Raw genomic sequence first — 17,717 nt, forward strand, 5'->3', positions numbered from 1 at the left:
ACCATCAAAACGTTAAGAGCCCTGGGGCGTTGCCTCGGGGCTTTTTTCTTATCAAACAAAAGTAGTCAAAATAGCCCCGTCCCAAATTAACTACTTTGATTTTGTGTGCTGGGCGAAAGATCGGGTAGTATAGCTATTCAATGCGGCGGCCCTGCCGTGTGTTAACCGCTACGTACCGGAGGTGTTCCATGGTTCGTGTCGACATAGAGACCATCGTCATGGCCGCCGGTCCCGTGCCATCGCTTATCGTGCTTCGCGAGCGCTGCGGCAAGTCGGATTCGACGGCACCCCTGCGTTCGCTTTCCATTCAGACCGGCTCGTTTGAGGCCGCGGCCATTAGCCGTGGCATCGATAGCGGTCGCGCCGAGCGCCCGATTACGCATGACCTGCTGCTTGACACCGTCGATGCCCTGGGCGCCAAGCTCGAGCGCATCGAGATCGTTCGTGCCGAGCCGCCGGTGTTCTATGCGACGATTGTCGTGCTGGTCGATGGTGACGAGCGCAAGATTGACGCCCGCCCCAGTGACGCCATTGCCCTTGCCGTGCGCAGTAATGCCCCCATGTTTGTGGAGGACGACATCATGAATCGCCTGGGTACCGTTTCTGCCCATGCCGAGGAAGTTGACGACGAGCAGGAGTTCGAGAAGTTCGACGAGTTCGTCCATACGCTCTCCCCTGATGATTTCTAAATGTCTGGCACGCGAGCGGAGAGGTCGCTGATGGGTAGCCGCGTATCGGCTGAAGCGGCCGCCATCGCGCGTGAAGCCCAGATGCGCTCGGAGGCATCCGAGGCGGCTCGCATCGCCTATGTGACGCAGGCCCGCACGCTTCGCGAGCGCCGCGGCTCCTATATCAAGATGGTTATCATCTCCGCCCTTGTCGCGGTAATCTGTTCTCGTCTTCGTGGTACAGTTGGTGCGCTTGGGTTTTCGATTTCAACAGGCTTGGTAATCTGGGGTGTGGTCGATGCGGTAATGCTGACCAACCAGATCAAGGTGCTCGACAAGCGCGCGATGGATATGACGCGCGCCCGCGACGCTGCCGCCAAGATCGCTGCCGAGGCACAAGAACTGTAACGACGCCGGATTCGATGGGAAGGTCTAGAGATGGCACAGGATATGCAGGACGCCGGTAACGTCTCCGCCGAGCTCGACGCCATGGTGTGTGACCTGATTGGTGCGTTCTTGGACGACCTTGCCGCCGGCGAGAATCCGGGCGTAGTTGTGGCGATCGAGGACGCTGCTTCCAACCGCTATCTGGCCGCGCTCGACGAGGATGGCGAGGAGGCATGCCTGGAGGCTGCCACCAACTTTATCTCCGAGCACAAGATGGGCCTTAAGGACGAGGGCCTGGGCCGCATCGCCCGCTATGCCATCGGCTACACCGGCTGTGTTGAGATTGACGGTGGCTATCACGACGCTCTGCTCGTGAGCTTCTTTGAGACGACGCTCGAGAGCGGCTTTTCGGCATATGTGCTGTATGAGGGCATGGGCGCCGGCGATGGTTTTATGTGGAGCGACCCTGAACCTGCAGGTGAGGAAACCCCTCTCATCTAAAATCGCTAAAATAAACGAGTTTTCGGTAAAAGGCTCAATATTCCCGCCGAGCGTTGCATTGCTGGGTGGGTCGCATACGCGTGCCGTTTGTATATGGATAGAAGATAGGGGAACTACATGCGCGTAGACAATCTGAGGAACATCGCCATCATCGCCCACGTCGACCACGGCAAGACGACGATGGTTGATAAGCTCCTGCGTGCCACGGACGCCTTCCGTGCCAACCAGCAGGTCGAGGACCGCGTCCTGGACTCTAACGACCAGGAGCGCGAGCGCGGCATCACGATTCTCGCCAAGAACATCTCTATCGAATACAAGGACGTCAAGATCAACGTCATCGACACCCCGGGCCACGCCGACTTTGGTGGCGAGGTCGAGCGCGTGCTGCGTATGGCCGACGGCGCCCTGCTGCTGGTCGATGCCTTTGAGGGCCCCATGCCCCAGACCCGCTTCGTGCTGCGTCACGCTATCGACACCGGCCTCAAGATCATGATCGTCATCAACAAGATCGACCGTCCGGGCGCCAACCCCGAGAAGGCCTACAACGACTGCCTGGACCTTATGGCCGACCTGGGCGCCACCGACGACCAGCTTGAGTTCGCCATGGAGCACGTGGTCTACGCCAGCGCCATGAATGGCTTTGCCCGCCTCGATCCCGAGGACGGCAACATGGACATGTATCCGCTGCTCGATATGATCATCGACGACATGCCCGCGCCCGAGGTTGACGAGAATGCCCCGCTGGCCATGCAGTGCGTGACCATCGACCACTCCAACTTCGTTGGCCGCATCGGTATCGGTCGCGTGTACTCCGGCGCCATTCACCAGGGCGATCAGATTCTGGTCGTGAAGAACGACGGCTCCAGCGCCACCGCTACCGTCAAGCAGCTCTTTACCTTCGACTACCTGGGCCGCACCGAGTGCCAGGAAGTCGGCGCCGGCGATATCGCCGCCGTCGTGGGTATTGACCGCACCGATATCGGCGATGTCTACACCGATATCGAGAACCCCGTCGAGCTCGAGCCCATCGAGATCGACCCGCCGACCCTGTCCATCGTCTTTGAGGCTTCGACCTCCCCGCTCGTCGGCCGTGACGGCGACATCGTGGGTGCCCGTCAGCTTAAGGAACGCCTGTTCAACGAGGCCGAGAACAACGTGACCATGAAGATCGAGGAGCTCGAGGACAAGAGCGGCGTCGAGGTCTCTGGCCGCGGCATTCTGCACCTGTCCGTCCTGATGGAGTCCATGCGCCGCGAGGGCTTTGAGTTCCAGGTCGGCCGTCCCCGCGTTCTGTTTAAGAAGGACGAGAACGGTAACAAGCTGGAGCCTGTCGAGCAGGCCGTCGTCGAGTGCCCGGACGAGTACTCGGGCAAGGTCGTTGAGGTCTTCGGCACCTCCGGCGGCATCATGACGAGCATGGACACCTCGGGCATCGTGACGCACCTTGAGTTTAAGATCCCGACCCGCGGCATCATGGGTCTTAAGAACCGCATTATGAACGTCACCCACGGCGAGGGCGTGTTCTACCACACCTTCCTGGAGTACGGCCCCTACGCCGGCGAGATCGGCAACCGCCAGAACGGCGCCATGATCTCCATGACCACCGAGAAGGCCGTTGCCTACGCCCTGGGTACGCTGCAGGAGCGCGGCCAGCTGTTTGTCGAGCCGGGTACCGAGTGCTACGAGGGCATGATCGTGGGCGAGCGCAGCAAGGCCGGCGACATGGTCGTCAACATCGCCCGTACCAAGAACCTGGGCAACCAGCGTTCCTCGACCTCCGACATCTCCGTCCAGCTGGTGCCGCCTCGCACCTTCTCGCTGGAGGAGGCGCTGGAGTACATCGCCGACGACGAGCTGGTGGAGATCACTCCCAAGAACATCCGCCTGCGCAAGCGTCTGCTCAACGCCACCGACCGCAAGAAGGCTGCCGTCCGCGCCGGCCAGGTCAACAAATAATCGCTGGGGCTTATAACCGCCAATAAGAAAGGGCGTCGACCGCAATGGTCGGCGCCCTTTTTGGTACACAGGGGTTGAGTTGGTCTGCACCACTACAAAGGTGCCCGTCCCCTTTGTGGTGGTTGGCGGCTAGGCGGTGGGGAGTCCTGGCGTGTTGGAGGCTTGTTGGGGCTTGAGGCGGGCGTTGCGCCAGATGATTTGGATAACGTAGCCGAGCATAAAGACAAAGGCCACGCCGCTGATGAAGTCGCCGATGAGGGGAAGTCCCGTGAGGGCGCCTGCGGCCACACCGCCGACGGCTGCCATGGCGTAGCGGTTCTGGTTGTGTCCGACCATGCGGGCGATTGCGCATCCCGCAAAGGCACTCGACACCAACGCGATGCCGATAACGCCGCACAAGAGGGTTCCGGCAAGCGACAGGCCAGCGATAGAGATAATCAGCAGCAGGACGGCGGGGACGACAGCGATCGTGCCCAAAAGACCGCTCACCCACAGTGGCGTGGGGCGCTGGTGGAGCATGCCGGCGGCACTGGCAGTCGCACGCGGAAAGGCGAGCTCGAGCAGCAGGGCGACAAAGCAGGTCGACAGGGCTGCGGCCACGATGCCGCCGACGATATCGTTAAGGGTGGAAGTATCTTCGTTCTCGGTGCGGTCGATCTTGAGCGCGCCGACCTCGGCTCCGGCGGCGCGCTCGGGGTCCTCAGAGACATGCGCGTTCACGGTGCCGGTAATGCGGGCATTCTTGCCCAAGACGAGCTTATCGGCCCAAACCTCGACATCGCCCTCGACGGTGCCATCGATGGTCACCGTATCGCCTGCAAGTGCTGCCGACTTGGTGGAGCCTCGTAGGGCAACCGTCTCGCCCATCGCGTAAAAACAGTTAGCGGTGCTACCAGTGTTGAGCACAACGTGCTGGCCAGCTACCGTTACGCTTCCATCAATTGCGGTTTTTGAGATATCGATGGTGCGCGCCGCCAGGCGAATGGCGCCGCCTACAGTGCAGTCGCGAATCGACAGGCTCTCGCCCGCCGCGATAATATCGCGGCCGATGGAAGCGTCGTCTAGGTTAAGGCTTTGGCCGGCCCAGTACAGGTCGCCCTCGACGCCGGACGGATTTGAGTCAACCTCGGTTGCGAGCACGTTGCCCGCGGTGTCTGTACCGGCGAACGACGTCGTGGGAAGCGCGGTCAGCGCAAGTGAAATCAGTGCGAATAGGAGGGCGATGCGGCCACGCGTTTTACGGCATCGGGACGACGGTTTTAGGTTGCAAGGCATAGTGAATCCTTCGTTAGATACTCGACATGTATCTAACAGGGTACCCATCGCGCGGGCGCTCTAAAAGAACCTCTCAGTTGCATTTCGGGGACGAGTCCGCGCTAGCTATTTTTTGCGATGCAAGAAGCGCGCGATGTCTTCTTCGGTGGGGCTTTTGATGTCAAAGCGCAGCGAGAGCCAGCGCAGACCCATGGTCACCGCGACACATACGACCAGTGCGGCGACATTGCTCATGATGCCGCTCATAACGAGACACACATAGCTTGCCGAGCCGGCGATGGCGGCGATGGCGTAGAAATTGGTGCGCTGGAAAATGCCCGGCACCACACCCATAAAGCCGTCGCGCAGCATGCCGCCACCCACCGCGGTGAAAAAGCCCATCATGATGCATACGGCCGGCGCAAAGCCATAAACCAGTGCTTTGTCCGCCCCAGTGGCGGCGTAGATGCCGACCGAGATGATATCGAGCAATGGGATGAGTTTCTCGGGTTTATCGACGATTGCCGGGAAGATGTAGATGATGGCCGCCGTGGCAATGGAAAGCGGGAGTGCCATCGGCTGGTTGAGGATGTAGACGTTGCCGACCTGGAGTGTCATATCGCGCAAAAGACCGCCGCCCAGACCGCAGACCACGGCGAGTGCGACCGCGCCCACCAGGTCAAGCTTGTGCTCGCGCGCGACCAGCACGCCCGAGATCGATGCAGCGACAACGGCGAACATCTCGAGCCAAAAGGGAATAGCGACCATGGCATCCGAGGCATGTGGGGTAACGGTTATAGCGGCGACGACGGGCAAGATGGGTTCCTTTGAGTTACGGGTTTGGACAATGCCCGTACATAGTACATGTTCGGCGCCGATTGCGACCCTACCGCTCGGCAAACGGTCGGGACTAGGTGCGGTCATAGGTTCAAAACGTGCACATCACACTCCAAAGATGTCAAAAAATGTCGTTTTTGGAGGGTGACGTACATGTTTTGGTGTGGTGCGCCGGGATGACGCTACTTGGAGGGCGCGTCTTCGTCCTGCGCGCTCCTCCAGTTGCGGATAAGTGCCTTGCGCAGTTCGTTTTGCTTTCGCTGATACTCGGCATCTACGCAACGAGGCATGCCGAGTGCTTCGCGGATATTGTTCATGGCACGGTGGAAAGCGAGTTGGCTGGCAAATTGCGTTGAGGTGAGCGTGACGATGCGATAGCCCATTTGGGCGAGTACGGCCTCTCGCTCCGCATCTGCTCCCTTGCGTTCGGCCTCGTCGTGAAAGCCGCCCTTATATTCGATGCCGAGCTCTCTGCGCTTATAGGTAACAAGAGCGTCGATTTTGAGCGTTCGAGCTTTGGCGCAATGCCAAAGTCGTTTAGGGATTTCGAGCGGCTTGTTGAGTTCGACACCTCGGATGTCAACGCCGCCTTCGCTCGTCGGGAGTGAAAGGGCGATAGCGGATGCGGTCTCCATGGGTGAGGCTGAGTGGTCGTAGATATGCCTGAGCGCGAGTCGGGCGCGTGTGGCACCGGGTTTGCCGGGGTGCCGATCGAGCAGATCGACAATTTCGTTCTTGGAAGCGGTAGCTGGTTGATCGGTGTAAGGGTCATCGGGATTGAGCCCCATGCGATAGTCACCTCAAACTTCGTAGCCGTATTCGAGGTATTCGATTCTGTCCATCCACTCGGCAGCGAATACGAAGGTAAGGGCTTCGTCGGTGATAAAAATACCAGGGGACAGCTCGTCAATATGGTCGTAGGGTAGATTTTGGCCAAGAACGTGGCAATTTACACCGTTGGCGCGGATTCGCTCGAAGGCAAATACAACGGAGATATCGATGGTCTCAAGCATGCTAGTGGGAATACCGCAGTCGGTAAGAGCCTGTCGGATGCGCGCGGTGCGTTGCTGGGTGGAGAGGCCTCTTGCGCCTATCTGGTAGTCGTGTTGCGCGACCGCTTGAACCAGGTCTTGTGGCGCATGATGGACGAGCCATGCGGTTTTATGCGTAATGAGAACAGGAGTATCCATTAGGGACCTCTCGCTTTATGCCGATATGCAGTCCTTATGTCCGTTGAAGTGAGGAAATATACCGAATGCCGGCAAAACGGCCGATCGTGCGCCGAGTGCGATATGCAAACATGTACATCAGCCTCCAAAGATGTCGAAAAATGTCGTTTTTGGAGGGTGATGTACATGTTTGGTTGGGATGTGCGGCCGAGAGGGGATCCGATAACAAAAAAGCTCCCATTGTTGGGAGCTTTCTCAAGCAAAATGGCGGAGGAGGAGGGATTCGAACCCTCGTGACCTTATACAGGCCAAACGGTTTTCGAGACCGCCGCATTCAACCACTCTGCCACCCCTCCGCGTGGGGTAAAAACAAAGCAGGCTCAAAGGCCTGCTTTGGAATTAACTGGCGGAGAGTCAGGGATTTGAACCCTGGAGACGCTTTTGACGCCTACACGATTTCCAATCGTGCTCCTTCGGCCACTCGGACAACTCTCCGTTAAATGCGAAAATCAGTATACACGAGGAATCGCAAAGTGCAAACAGAAAAGTTGGCATTTTTTGAAACGTTTGGCTTCGTGACGGGATTCAGGAGGCCAAAAACGGGCTCGGACCAGCATGGCTGCATGCGGCAAATTGTTCAAAATGGGTATTTATAAACGACGTGGCAGCAATTTTAAAAATCTTTGAACGGTGTTGTGAACCACTGGTATGCATTTCACGACCACAGCCTTGCAATTGCTGACCTGCGGTTTGATTTGGTTTGTCCCCGCAGCGCCGTATCTTGTCCACGGATTCGTCAAGCATTTGGTCAGCATTTGGTTGGAAGACGCATGAAGTGCCGTGTGAGTATGGACATATGTGGAGGTCATGAGGTTGTAGCTGCATATTCTTGCAGCCTGGGAGGTTGAAAGATATTATTACCAAGTCTTTTCCTGCTTCAGGCGCACCTTCACGACCTGAAGCCACATTTGCCCAGAGGAGGTGACAATATGAAGGCTTATGAACTGCTGTTCTTTGTTGACCCGTCGCTCGACCCCGAGACTCGTCTCGCTGTTATGAAGCGTATCGATACCACGATCGCTGAGGGCGCTGGCAAGGTCGACTCCGTTGACGAGTGGGGCAAGCGCAAGCTCGCCTACGAGATCAACGACCTCACCGATGGTGACTACACCCTCATCAACTTCCACGCAGATCCTACCCAGATCGCCGAGCTTGATCGCGTCCTGCGCATCACCGACGCTGTGGTCCGCCACATGATCGTCCGTCGCGACGACCAGGAGTAAGACTGTCGTTTTGGACTGGGCTTGTGCCCCAAGAGGAAGTAGTGAGTTATGAGCATCAATCGAGTGAACATCACCGGTAACCTCACGCGTGATCCCGAGCTGCGCGCCACCGCCGGCGGAACCCAGGTTCTGTCCTTTGGCGTCGCCGTGAACGATCGTCGCCGCAACCCGCAGACTGGCGAGTGGGAGGACTATCCCAACTTTGTCGACTGCACCATGTTCGGCACGCGTGCCGAGGCCGTGAGCCGTTTCCTGGCAAAGGGAAACAAGGTCGCGATCGAGGGCAAGCTGCGCTACAGCTCTTGGGAGCGCGACGGCCAGCGCCGGAGCAAGCTTGAGGTCATCGTCGATGAGATCGAGTTTATGAGCTCCCGTGGTGGCCAGGGTGGCTACGATCAGGGCGGTTACGCCCCCGCAGCCCCCGCGCCCGCAGCACGTCCTGCCGCACCGGTGGCTACGCCGCCCGCGGTCGACGTCTACGATGAGGACATCCCGTTTTAAGGGCTGTTCACCTATTTTTGAGTGAGAGGCGGCTTCGGTTCGCCGAAGTTGCCAAACGAAAGGTATTTTGACATGGCTAATGATTTTTCTGCACGTCAGCCGCGTCGTAAGTACTGCCAGTTCTGCAAGGAGAACACTGAGTTCATCGACTATAAGGACACTCAGCTTCTCCGTAAGTACATGACCGACCGTGGCAAGATCAAGCCCCGTCGCGTCACTGGCGCTTGCACGCAGCATCAGCATGACATCGCCAACGCCATCAAGCGCGCCCGCGAGATGGCTCTCCTGCCGTACACCGTCCCCGTGGTTTCCTCTCGTGGCAACCGCGACCGCGGCTAAGAAGGGAGACGCATCATGAAGGTTATTCTTCTCGATGAGATCAAGGGCAAGGGCGGCGAGGGTGACGTCGTAGAGGTCGCTCAGGGTTACGCTGAGAACTTCCTGTTCCCCAAGAAGCTCGCTGTTGCCGCCACCAAGGGCAACCTCAAGCAGCTTGACGAGCGTCGCAACAACATCGCCAAGCGCGAGGCCGTCCGTCTGGCTACCGCCAACGAGACCAAGGCTGCCTTCGAGGGCAAGACGGTCACCGTTGACGTCAAGGTCGGCGACGAGGGCATCCTCTTTGGCTCCGTTACCGCCGCTATGATCGCTGACGCCATCAAGGCTCAGCTCGGTATGGACATCGACCGCAAGCGCGTCGAGCTCGGTAAGCCCATCAAGGTTGCCGGTGCCCACACCGTTGCTATCTCGCTGTACCGCGAGATCAAGGCCGAGGTTGTCGTTCTCGTTGGCGTTACCGCCGAGGAGCTCGCTGCCGAGGCTGAGGCTGAGGAGACCGCTGAGGTCGCCGAGGCCGAGACCGCCGAGGTCGAGACTGAGGTTGCTGCCGAGTAGCATTTGCTGCAACGCAACAATCTTGTTCTAAGAAGGGCGCTCTGGGAAACCAGGGCGCCCTTTTGTTTTTTGCGCTGAGTGAGTGTCATAGTGAACGTCGCGTCGAAGTCCTGTGTACAGGACCGTTCATCCGTTTGGTTCGGTGATGATTGGCCGCGTGCGGCGTGTTTTGGGACCGTGGCTGATACTATGGATGCTCGCAAGCGATATGAATGAGGATGCTCATGGCATATGACGATAGGGAGACCGGGCTGACGGTTGAGGACCGCGGCTCAAAGTTGGGTCTCCCCCAAAACCAAGATGCAGAGGCCAATGTACTGGCCGCTATGCTGCTATCGCCCGAGGTGGTCGAAGAGGCCCAGGTCGAGCTGCAGCCCGATGACTTCTACCGGCCCATTCATAAGACCATCTATACCGCGATGGTCGATATGTACAACAGCCGCATTCCCATCGACTCCATCTCGCTGATTGATTACCTGCGAAGCATCAACAAGCTCGATGCCGTGGGTGGCGAAGCGTACATTTTGGAGTTGATGGGTCAGACCCTGTCGCTCGTGAACTGGCAGCACCATGCCGCCATCGTCCGTCGCGACTCGATGCTGCGCGAGCTGATCGGCGCCACCAACGAGATTAACGCGCTGGCCTATAACGCCCCCACCGACACCAAAGAGGTCGTGGAGCTGGCCGAGAGCAAACTGCTCAAGGTTACGGCACGCGAGGTCAAGTCGAGCTACAAGACACTGACCGAGTTTATGGTCGAGGCCTATAACGAGGCCGAGGAAGTGTGCCAGGCCGGTGGTCAGGCGGCGGGCGTGCCCACCGGCTTCCCGTCACTCGACCGCATGCTCATGGGTTTTCGCGAGGGTCAGCTCATCATCATCGGCGCCCGCCCTGCTGTGGGTAAGACGTCGTTCGCCCTGAACCTGGCACTTAACGCTGCCGCTGCTGGTTATACCGTCGGCTTCTTCTCGCTGGAGATGTCGGGTAAGGAAATTGCCCAGCGTCTGATTTGCGCCTATGCCATGATCTCAATCAGTGACTTCCGCATGGGTCGCATTAGCCCCGAGCAGTGGGCCAATATCAACGAGGCCACGCAGACCTTGTCCAAGCTGGATATTCTGATTGACGATACGCCCGGCACCACAGTGACCGAGATTCGCGCCAAGAGCCGCCGTATGCTCCATAACAAGGAGAAGGCAATCATCATCCTGGACTACCTGCAGCTGGTGAGTCCTCCGCCGGGACGCCGCTCCGAGAGCCGTACCGTCGAGGTTTCGGAGATGTCGCGTGGTCTGAAGATCATGGCCAAGGAGCTCAAGATCCCGCTCATCGCGCTGTCGCAGCTCTCGCGTCAGGTCGAATCCCGTACCGGCAAGCGCCCGCAGCTTTCCGACCTTCGTGAATCGGGCTCTATCGAGCAGGACGCCGATATCGTTATGTTCTTGGACCGCTCCGCCGACGAGGCCGAAGCCTCACGCGACGATCGACCCGACGAGGGCGTTACGCGTATCGTCGTGGCCAAGAACCGTTCGGGCCCGATCGGCGACGTCGACCTGATGTTCCTGCCGGCATCCACCAAGTTCTATGAGCTTGATGGGGCACATGCCGAGGAGTAGGACAGGCACCCGTTGCACGGGTATACTGGGAATGTTTTGTGCTTCTGCGTGCCGGCGTGGCGCGTAGACAGTCCATGAATGTAAGGAGTAAACATGCCGTCAACCGTTTTGGTCGGTGCCCAGTGGGGCGATGAGGGCAAGGGTAAGATTTGCGACCTGGTCGCCGGCGACTTCGATGCCGTCGTGCGCTACTCGGGCGGCAACAACGCCGGTCACACCATCGTCGTCAACGGCAAGAAGTACGGCCTGCACCAGGTGCCTTCCGGCATCATGTATTCCGACCACGTGTCGGTGATCGGTAACGGCTGCGTCGTCAACCCCAAGGTTGTCCTTGAGGAGATCGACATGTTCGAGGCCGACGGCATCACCACCAAGAACCTCAAGATTAGCGGCAACGCGCATGTCATCATGCCGTACCACATCGATCTGGATGGCGCCTTTGAGCAGAAGCTCGGCAAGAAGAACATCGGTACCACCAAGCGCGGTATCGGTCCGTGCTATCAGGACAAGATGGCCCGCATTGGTCTGCGCATGCAGGACATGCTGGACGAGACGCTGTTCCGCGACAAGCTGGAGACCGCTCTCGCCCGCGTGAACCCCGAGCTCGAGCTCATCTACAATCTGCCCACCTACACCGTGGACCAGATTTGCGACGAGTACCTGCCGATGGCCGAGCGCCTGCGTCCCTACATCACCGAGACGAGTCTGCTGCTCAACAACATGATTGACGAGGGCAAGGACCTGCTGTTTGAGGGCGCCCAGGCGACGCTGCTCGACATCGACCACGGTACCTATCCGTACGTGACGTCTTCCAACTGCACCGCCGGCGGCGCCATCACCGGCTCCGGCGTCGGTATGAAGAACGTCGACCGCGTACTGGGCGTCATGAAGGCCTATATCACCCGCGTCGGTTCGGGCCCCATGCCCACCGAGCTTTCCTATGAGTCCGAGGCCGGTCACACGCTGACCGAGGAGGGCTACGAGTACGGCGTGACCACCGGTCGCCGTCGTCGCTGCGGCTGGTTCGACGGCCCCATCGCCAACTACGCCTCGCGCGTCAACGGCCTCACCGATATCGCCATGACCAAGCTCGACGTGCTTTCGGCTTTCGACACCATCAAGGTGTGCGTGGCCTACGACGTCGATGGTGAGCGCTATACCAGCGTGCCCGAGCATCAGGTTCGCTTTGAGCACGCCAAGCCCATCTACGAGGAGCTTCCTGGCTGGAAGTGCGATATCACCGGCTGCCGCAGCTTTGAGGAGCTGCCGCAGGAGGCTCAGGACTACGTGGCGTTTATCGAGGATCTGGCACACACCCGCGTGACGTTCATTGGCGTTGGCGCTGGTCGCGAGCAGATCATCAACCGATTCTGGAAGTAATCGGGACTATTTGGTTATTGCGATATACCCCTTTGCGGCCCGGACGGGCGGCCGAGGGGTATATTTGCTTGCAAAGGGCTCGCGCGGAGCGGGCCGTTCATCCATAGAGGAGGCACCCTTGAAGGCGGACACTCAAACCATCGACATCCTGTTGTTGGGCAGCGGCGGCCGTGAGCATGCTTTGGCAGCTAAGCTCGCAGCATCACCGCGCGCCGGCAAGCTTTACATCGCGCCGGGTAACGGCGGCACCGCGAGCTGCGGCGAGAACGTTGTTCTCGACGACTGCGATCCTGCGGCCGTGGCGGCGTTTGCGCAGAGCCACGGATGCGGACTCGTGGTAATTGGCCCCGAGGCTCCGCTCGTGGCGGGCGTGGCCGACGCCGTGCGCGCGGCGGGTATTCCCTGCTTTGGCCCGGGTGCCGAGGGCGCCCAGATGGAGGGCTCCAAGCTGTTCTCCAAGCAGCTCATGGAGCGTGCGGGCATTCCGACGGCAGCCTATGGTTCGTTTACCGACGAGGCTTCGGCTCTCGCCTACGTGCGCGAACAGGGCGCCCCGCTGGTCGTGAAGGCCGACGGCCTTGCCGCGGGCAAGGGCGTTATCGTGGCGACCGAACTTGAGCAGGCCGAGGAGGCCGTGCGCGAGTGCTTTGGCGGCACCTTTGGCGATGCCGGCAATACCGTGGTCATCGAGGAGATGCTCGTTGGTCCCGAGTGCTCGCTGCTGGCCTTTACCGACGGCAAGACCGTGCGCCCCATGGCCACCTCGCAGGACCACAAGCGTGCGCTCGAGGGCGACAAGGGCCCCAATACCGGTGGCATGGGCGTCTACAGCCCGGTGCCCATCGTGACCGATGAGGAGCACGCCACCATGGTGAAGGTCATGGAGCAGACCGTGGCCGAGCTCGCTGCCGAGGGTATCGACTACCGCGGCTGCCTGTACGGCGGCTTTATGCTCACGCCTGCCGGCCCCAAGGTGCTGGAGTTCAATGCCCGCTTTGGCGACCCCGAGACGCAGGTCGTTCTGCCGCGCCTTAAGAACGACCTGGTCGAGGTCATGTTGGCTTGTGCCAACTGCGAGCTCGACCAGATTGAACTCGACTGGCGTGACGAGTGGGCCGTGGCCGTTGTCCTGACGAGTGCGGGTTATCCCGGCAGCTACGAGAAAGGCAAGGTCATTACCGGTATCGCCGATGCCGAGGCCATGGAGAACGTGACCGTGTACCACGCGGGCACTGCCGTGGTGGACGGCCAGCTCGTGACCAATGGTGGCCGCGTGCTTGCCGTGACCGCTCTGGGCGACACGTTCGAGAACGCTCGCAACCTTGCCTACGAGGCCTGCGAGAAGATTGATTTTGAGGGCAAGACCCTGCGTCACGATATCGGCCTGCGCGCGCTGCGCGGCCGCGACGCCTGGGATGCCTAAAATCCGAGAGGAATGAGACGGATGGACGAGAAGAACGAAGAGCTCGTGGACGCGCAGATCGTCGAAGAGGACAGCCGCATGTATGGGCACGCCGAGGGCGAGCCTGGTGGCGAGGTCGCTGACGAGCCGGCGCTGGTGCTGGGCGACGACGACCCGCACGATGCCGAGCTGCACGAGAAGATTCTTTCGGAGGAGTGCGCCTGGAAGGGCAAGATCCTCGACGTCCACCGTCTTGAGGTTGAGCTGCCCAACGGTCACCGCAGCGCCCGCGATATCGTTCGCCATCCGGGTGCGGCGGCCGTTGTGGCACTGACCGAGAGCGGCAAGATCGTACTGGTGCGTCAGTACCGCACCGCCATCGACCGCGTGACGGTCGAGATTCCCGCCGGCAAGCTCGATCCAGGCGAGGACCCGCTCGATTGCGCCAAGCGCGAACTGCACGAGGAGACGGGCTTTAGGGCTGGTCGTATTCGCTTTTTGACGTCGATTGTCACGTCCTGCGGTTTTTGCGATGAGATCATCCACATCTACTTGGCCACCAAGCTCGAGTTTGATGCGCCCAACCCCGATGATGACGAGTTTGTCAACGTGGACCTGGTGCCGCTGCACGAGCTGATCGACGCCGTGCTCGACGGCAAGATCGAAGACGCCAAGACCGTCGTGGGCGCCTTGGCCTGCGATAGCATCGCGCACCGCCTTGGGGGCACGGAGCTCTAGCTTACGCGGTTTTACCAAACCGCGTAACGAGTCGACGCTGCAAACGCCCCTAAGCGGCAATCCGCCTTTCAATCGTCGCTCGCGTACCGAAGTACGCGTCGCTCCTCTTTCAAGGCACCTTGCTCGCTTAGGGACGTTTTCGCTGACGTTGCTAGAACATCGGCGTTATGTTTGTTGGGACGCTTTGTTTTCAGCCCGACCGGCTCAACCGGATTTATCACGCTATTTATTTTTCTTCGAGGACTGCATGTTTAAGAGGTTTCTTTCGTATTACGAGCCCCAGATGGGGCTTTTTGTTGCTGATACTGTTTGTGCTCTGGTGCTTGCCGCCATTGACCTGGCGTTCCCCATTATCCTGCGCAATTTGACCGGTGGACTGTTTACTCAGGGTCAGGCTGCCATTATGCAGGCGCTCGGCATGATCGCGGTGGGCTTGGTGCTGATGTATGCCGTCCGCTGCGCCTGCCGCTACTTTGTGAGCTATTGGGGTCACGTGATGGGCGCGCGCATGGAGTCCAAGATGCGCGAGGACCTGTTCGACCAGTATGAGCGCTTTAGCTTTGCGTACTTCGACCGCAACAGCTCGGGCGACATGATGAGCCGCGTGGTCAACGACCTGTTCGATATCTGCGAGGCGGCGCACCACGTGCCCGAGTGGATCATCATCTGCGGCATCGAGATTATCGGCTCGTTTGTGATCCTCTTTACCATCGCCCCGGTGCTGGCGCTTGCCATGGCCGTGGTGACGGCGGCGTTTGCGGTCATCATGTTTTGGCAGAACATGCGCATGCGCGAGGTCTTTAGCGACAACCGCAAAAAAATCAGCGGCATTAATGCGCAGCTGCAGGATTCGCTGGCGGGCATGCGCGTAGTCAAGAGCTTTGCCAACGAGGAGACCGAACGCTTCAAGTTCCGCGCCTCCAACAATCGCTACCTTTCGTCCAAGGAGAACATGTATCACGCCATGGGCGTCTATACCGCGACGTATGGCCTGCTCTCGGGTGTGCTCTATGTGATCGTGGTGCTGCTGGGTGGTTGGCTCGTTGCCCAGGGTCAGCTGCAGGCGGTCGATATGGCAACCTTCGCTCTCTACATTTCGCTGTTCTGCACGCCGCTCGAGACACTCGTCAATTCGGCCGAAACGTATCAGAAGGCTATTGCCGGCTTTAAGCGTATGGACGAGGTGCTCTCGACCGCGCCGGATATCCAGGACAAGCCGGGCGCCACGGATCTGCAGGTGACCGCCGGCGCCGTGGAGTATCACGACGTGTGCTTTAACTACGAGGATGTCGAGCTGGGCGAGGGCGATGCCGACGAGCGTCCCGTTATCGACCATATGGATCTGTCCATCAAGCCCGGGCAGACCATCGCTTTGGTTGGCCCTTCGGGCGGCGGCAAGTCCACGACCTGTTCGCTGCTGCCGCGCTTTTATGACGTGGCTGCCGGCTCCATTAGCATCGACGGCCAGGATGTGCGCGATGTGACGCAGCAGAGCCTGCGTCGTGCCATCGGCCTGGTGCAGCAGGATGTCTACCTGTTTGACGGAACAATCGGCGAGAACATCGCCTACGGCAAGCCGGGTGCTACGGCAGAAGAGATCGCCGAGGCGGCCCGCCGCGCCAATATCGATACCTTTATCGAATCGCTTCCGCAGGGCTACGACACCGTGGTAGGCGAGCGCGGCAGCCGTCTTTCGGGCGGACAGAAGCAGCGCGTTGCCATCGCGCGCGTGTTTCTCAAGAATCCCAAGATCCTTATTTTGGATGAGGCGACGAGTGCTTTGGATAACGAGAGCGAGGAGGCGGTGCAGGAGTCGCTCGAAGAGCTGGCACGCGGCCGTACCACGATTATCATCGCCCATCGTCTTTCGACCATTAAGCATGCCGATGAGATTGCGACCGTTGAGCATGGTCGCGTTGTGGAGCGTGGCACGCACGAGGAGCTTCTCGCCCGTGGCGGCACCTATGCCCGTTACTATCGAATGCAGTTCGAAGGTGCGCGTGCGCACGAGCTCGACTGATTGATATGACAGGAAGTTTATGGCTGACAAGAACCCTTTGACTCCGGAAGAAGTGACGGAGTTATTCTCCGAAATCGATGCATCCGGTGTCTTGGATCCCACGCTTGCCAAAAAGCGAACCGAGCGCATGCGTGAGAAGGAGGCTGCGGCCAAGCGCGGTGACAAAGCGGCGCTAGCGCAGCTGCGCAGCGAGGACCGCGCGAGCCAGGCAAAACATATCGACCCGCTGTCCGAGGACGATCCTTCGGGCTCGCAGGTGAGCCATACCATTACGAAGACCGCGATGGCCGTGGTCATCGGTATTTTGGTGCTGATCGTGGGCATGCAGATTGGCTACGGCGTGATGCGTCGTCTGAACACCGCCAACCTGTCCGAGAGCGTTTCGGTCGATACCGTTTCTACAGCACTCAAGGGTGGACTCGAGTGGGGCAACGGCTTTACGCAGTTCCCGCTCGACTTTACCGTCGATGAAGCCGATGAGCGTACGGGCACGGTCGAGGTGACGGTGTTGGACACATCGTCTGCCAACGAGCTCGAGCTGCTGTCCAACGGGCAGATTCAGGCCGCGGCGCTCGCGACCAACGCGCTGCTCAACGATAAGATTGACCGCGTGGTGTATAACGTTCACGCCTATATCGACGAGGATAGCAACATTCAGCACGATTCCTTCTTTGGCATGTTCCCCGCGCGCGGCCACCAGAGCGCCATTTTGACGTTCGTGTGGACCAAGAGCTCATCCAACGCCACGAGTATCGACTGGAAGATGCGCATCGTGAGTATGGATGACACCATCGCCGAGCGCATTCAGAAGCAGGTGAACTCGGTGTCGTCGTTGATTGAGGACCCGGTGGTGAGCCAGACCAAGATTGACGAGGAAAAGGCCGAACGTGACCTGGAGCATCGTCTGCATGGCCGCGAGATTTTCCGCGGCGGCAAGCCCGATCGCTCACCGTCCGATTTGCTGGAGCAGGACAAGAGAAAGTAAGACGTCATCATCCCGCGTGAGCCACAAGCCTCGCGGGATGATTTTTTAAGGCTCTGTTAGACCAGGATTGACATTCCGCCCCGTCATCTTCTTGCGATTGCACAATGGTCGCCCTCTTGTCGGATT

Annotated in this window: 18 protein-coding genes and 2 tRNA genes; 14 read left to right on the plus strand and 6 right to left on the minus strand. The window is 59.5% G+C overall.

What is annotated here, in order from left to right:
- The first annotated feature begins 188 nt into the window (after window positions 1-188).
- From AB5202_RS05000 to typA, 4 genes are all read left to right on the plus strand, one after another.
- On the plus strand, window positions 189-689 hold the full coding sequence (locus AB5202_RS05000; protein ID WP_117769724.1) for a bifunctional nuclease family protein: 501 nt from the start codon (window positions 189-191) through the stop codon (window positions 687-689).
- Window positions 690-719: 30 nt separating this feature from the next.
- On the plus strand, window positions 720-1,076 hold the full coding sequence (locus AB5202_RS05005; RefSeq protein WP_368143655.1) for a hypothetical protein: 357 nt from the start codon (window positions 720-722) through the stop codon (window positions 1,074-1,076).
- A 30-nt stretch (window positions 1,077-1,106) separates the two neighbouring features.
- Window positions 1,107-1,556, plus strand: a complete 450-nt coding sequence (locus AB5202_RS05010) for a hypothetical protein (RefSeq protein ID WP_089572580.1) — start codon at window positions 1,107-1,109, stop codon at window positions 1,554-1,556.
- Between the two features lie 117 nt (window positions 1,557-1,673).
- Window positions 1,674-3,512 (plus strand): translational GTPase TypA, encoded by a 1,839-nt coding sequence (typA, locus tag AB5202_RS05015; RefSeq protein WP_368143656.1) that lies wholly within the window; start codon window positions 1,674-1,676, stop codon window positions 3,510-3,512.
- Window positions 3,513-3,641: 129 nt separating this feature from the next.
- On the opposite strand, the gene AB5202_RS05020 is transcribed toward typA, so the two are convergent.
- The 6 genes from AB5202_RS05020 to AB5202_RS05045 form a co-directional block, all read right to left on the minus strand.
- The gene (locus tag AB5202_RS05020; RefSeq protein WP_368143658.1) at window positions 3,642-4,787 is read right to left on the minus strand and encodes a DUF8173 domain-containing protein; all 1,146 of its coding nucleotides are present in this window, start codon (window positions 4,785-4,787) and stop codon (window positions 3,642-3,644) included.
- 105 nt (window positions 4,788-4,892) lie between these two features.
- Window positions 4,893-5,582 (minus strand): trimeric intracellular cation channel family protein, encoded by a 690-nt coding sequence (locus AB5202_RS05025; protein WP_252204610.1) that lies wholly within the window; start codon window positions 5,580-5,582, stop codon window positions 4,893-4,895.
- Between the two features lie 203 nt (window positions 5,583-5,785).
- Window positions 5,786-6,391 carry a putative endonuclease domain-containing protein gene (locus tag AB5202_RS05030; RefSeq protein ID WP_368143660.1) on the minus strand — a complete coding sequence of 202 codons (606 nt, stop codon included), beginning with the start codon at window positions 6,389-6,391 and terminating at the stop codon, window positions 5,786-5,788.
- A gap of 12 nt (window positions 6,392-6,403) precedes the next feature.
- Complete coding sequence (locus AB5202_RS05035; protein WP_368143661.1) at window positions 6,404-6,793, minus strand: hypothetical protein; 390 nt, start codon at window positions 6,791-6,793, stop codon at window positions 6,404-6,406.
- 244 nt (window positions 6,794-7,037) lie between these two features.
- Window positions 7,038-7,128: transfer RNA gene (locus AB5202_RS05040), tRNA-Ser, on the minus strand.
- Window positions 7,129-7,176: 48 nt separating this feature from the next.
- A tRNA-Ser gene (locus AB5202_RS05045) sits at window positions 7,177-7,267 on the minus strand.
- A 494-nt stretch (window positions 7,268-7,761) separates the two neighbouring features.
- Between AB5202_RS05045 and rpsF the strand changes: the two genes are divergently transcribed.
- The 10 genes from rpsF (at window position 7,762) to AB5202_RS05095 (ending at window position 17,591) form a co-directional block, all read left to right on the plus strand.
- On the plus strand, window positions 7,762-8,055 hold the full coding sequence (gene rpsF, locus AB5202_RS05050; protein ID WP_006235831.1) for a 30S ribosomal protein S6: 294 nt from the start codon (window positions 7,762-7,764) through the stop codon (window positions 8,053-8,055).
- A 48-nt stretch (window positions 8,056-8,103) separates the two neighbouring features.
- On the plus strand, window positions 8,104-8,556 hold the full coding sequence (locus tag AB5202_RS05055; RefSeq protein WP_055310294.1) for a single-stranded DNA-binding protein: 453 nt from the start codon (window positions 8,104-8,106) through the stop codon (window positions 8,554-8,556).
- A gap of 72 nt (window positions 8,557-8,628) precedes the next feature.
- Window positions 8,629-8,895 carry a 30S ribosomal protein S18 gene (rpsR, locus tag AB5202_RS05060; protein ID WP_006235829.1) on the plus strand — a complete coding sequence of 89 codons (267 nt, stop codon included), beginning with the start codon at window positions 8,629-8,631 and terminating at the stop codon, window positions 8,893-8,895.
- A gap of 15 nt (window positions 8,896-8,910) precedes the next feature.
- Window positions 8,911-9,450, plus strand: coding sequence for a 50S ribosomal protein L9 (gene rplI, locus AB5202_RS05065; protein WP_368143662.1), 540 nt, complete (start codon window positions 8,911-8,913; stop codon window positions 9,448-9,450).
- A gap of 218 nt (window positions 9,451-9,668) precedes the next feature.
- Window positions 9,669-11,066, plus strand: a complete 1,398-nt coding sequence (gene dnaB, locus AB5202_RS05070) for a replicative DNA helicase (RefSeq protein ID WP_006235827.1) — start codon at window positions 9,669-9,671, stop codon at window positions 11,064-11,066.
- A 93-nt stretch (window positions 11,067-11,159) separates the two neighbouring features.
- Window positions 11,160-12,446 carry an adenylosuccinate synthase gene (locus AB5202_RS05075; protein ID WP_161115595.1) on the plus strand — a complete coding sequence of 429 codons (1,287 nt, stop codon included), beginning with the start codon at window positions 11,160-11,162 and terminating at the stop codon, window positions 12,444-12,446.
- Window positions 12,447-12,564: 118 nt separating this feature from the next.
- Complete coding sequence (gene purD, locus AB5202_RS05080; RefSeq protein WP_161160905.1) at window positions 12,565-13,869, plus strand: phosphoribosylamine--glycine ligase; 1,305 nt, start codon at window positions 12,565-12,567, stop codon at window positions 13,867-13,869.
- 21 nt (window positions 13,870-13,890) lie between these two features.
- Window positions 13,891-14,586 carry an NUDIX domain-containing protein gene (locus AB5202_RS05085; protein WP_195363837.1) on the plus strand — a complete coding sequence of 232 codons (696 nt, stop codon included), beginning with the start codon at window positions 13,891-13,893 and terminating at the stop codon, window positions 14,584-14,586.
- 247 nt (window positions 14,587-14,833) lie between these two features.
- Complete coding sequence (locus tag AB5202_RS05090; protein ID WP_368143663.1) at window positions 14,834-16,606, plus strand: ABC transporter ATP-binding protein; 1,773 nt, start codon at window positions 14,834-14,836, stop codon at window positions 16,604-16,606.
- Window positions 16,607-16,625: 19 nt separating this feature from the next.
- Window positions 16,626-17,591 (plus strand): hypothetical protein, encoded by a 966-nt coding sequence (locus AB5202_RS05095; protein WP_368143664.1) that lies wholly within the window; start codon window positions 16,626-16,628, stop codon window positions 17,589-17,591.
- Window positions 17,592-17,717 lie beyond the last annotated feature (126 nt).

It is taken from the genome of Collinsella aerofaciens, assembly GCF_040915545.1.
In the GTDB taxonomy this organism is placed as follows: domain Bacteria; phylum Actinomycetota; class Coriobacteriia; order Coriobacteriales; family Coriobacteriaceae; genus Collinsella; species Collinsella aerofaciens_BE.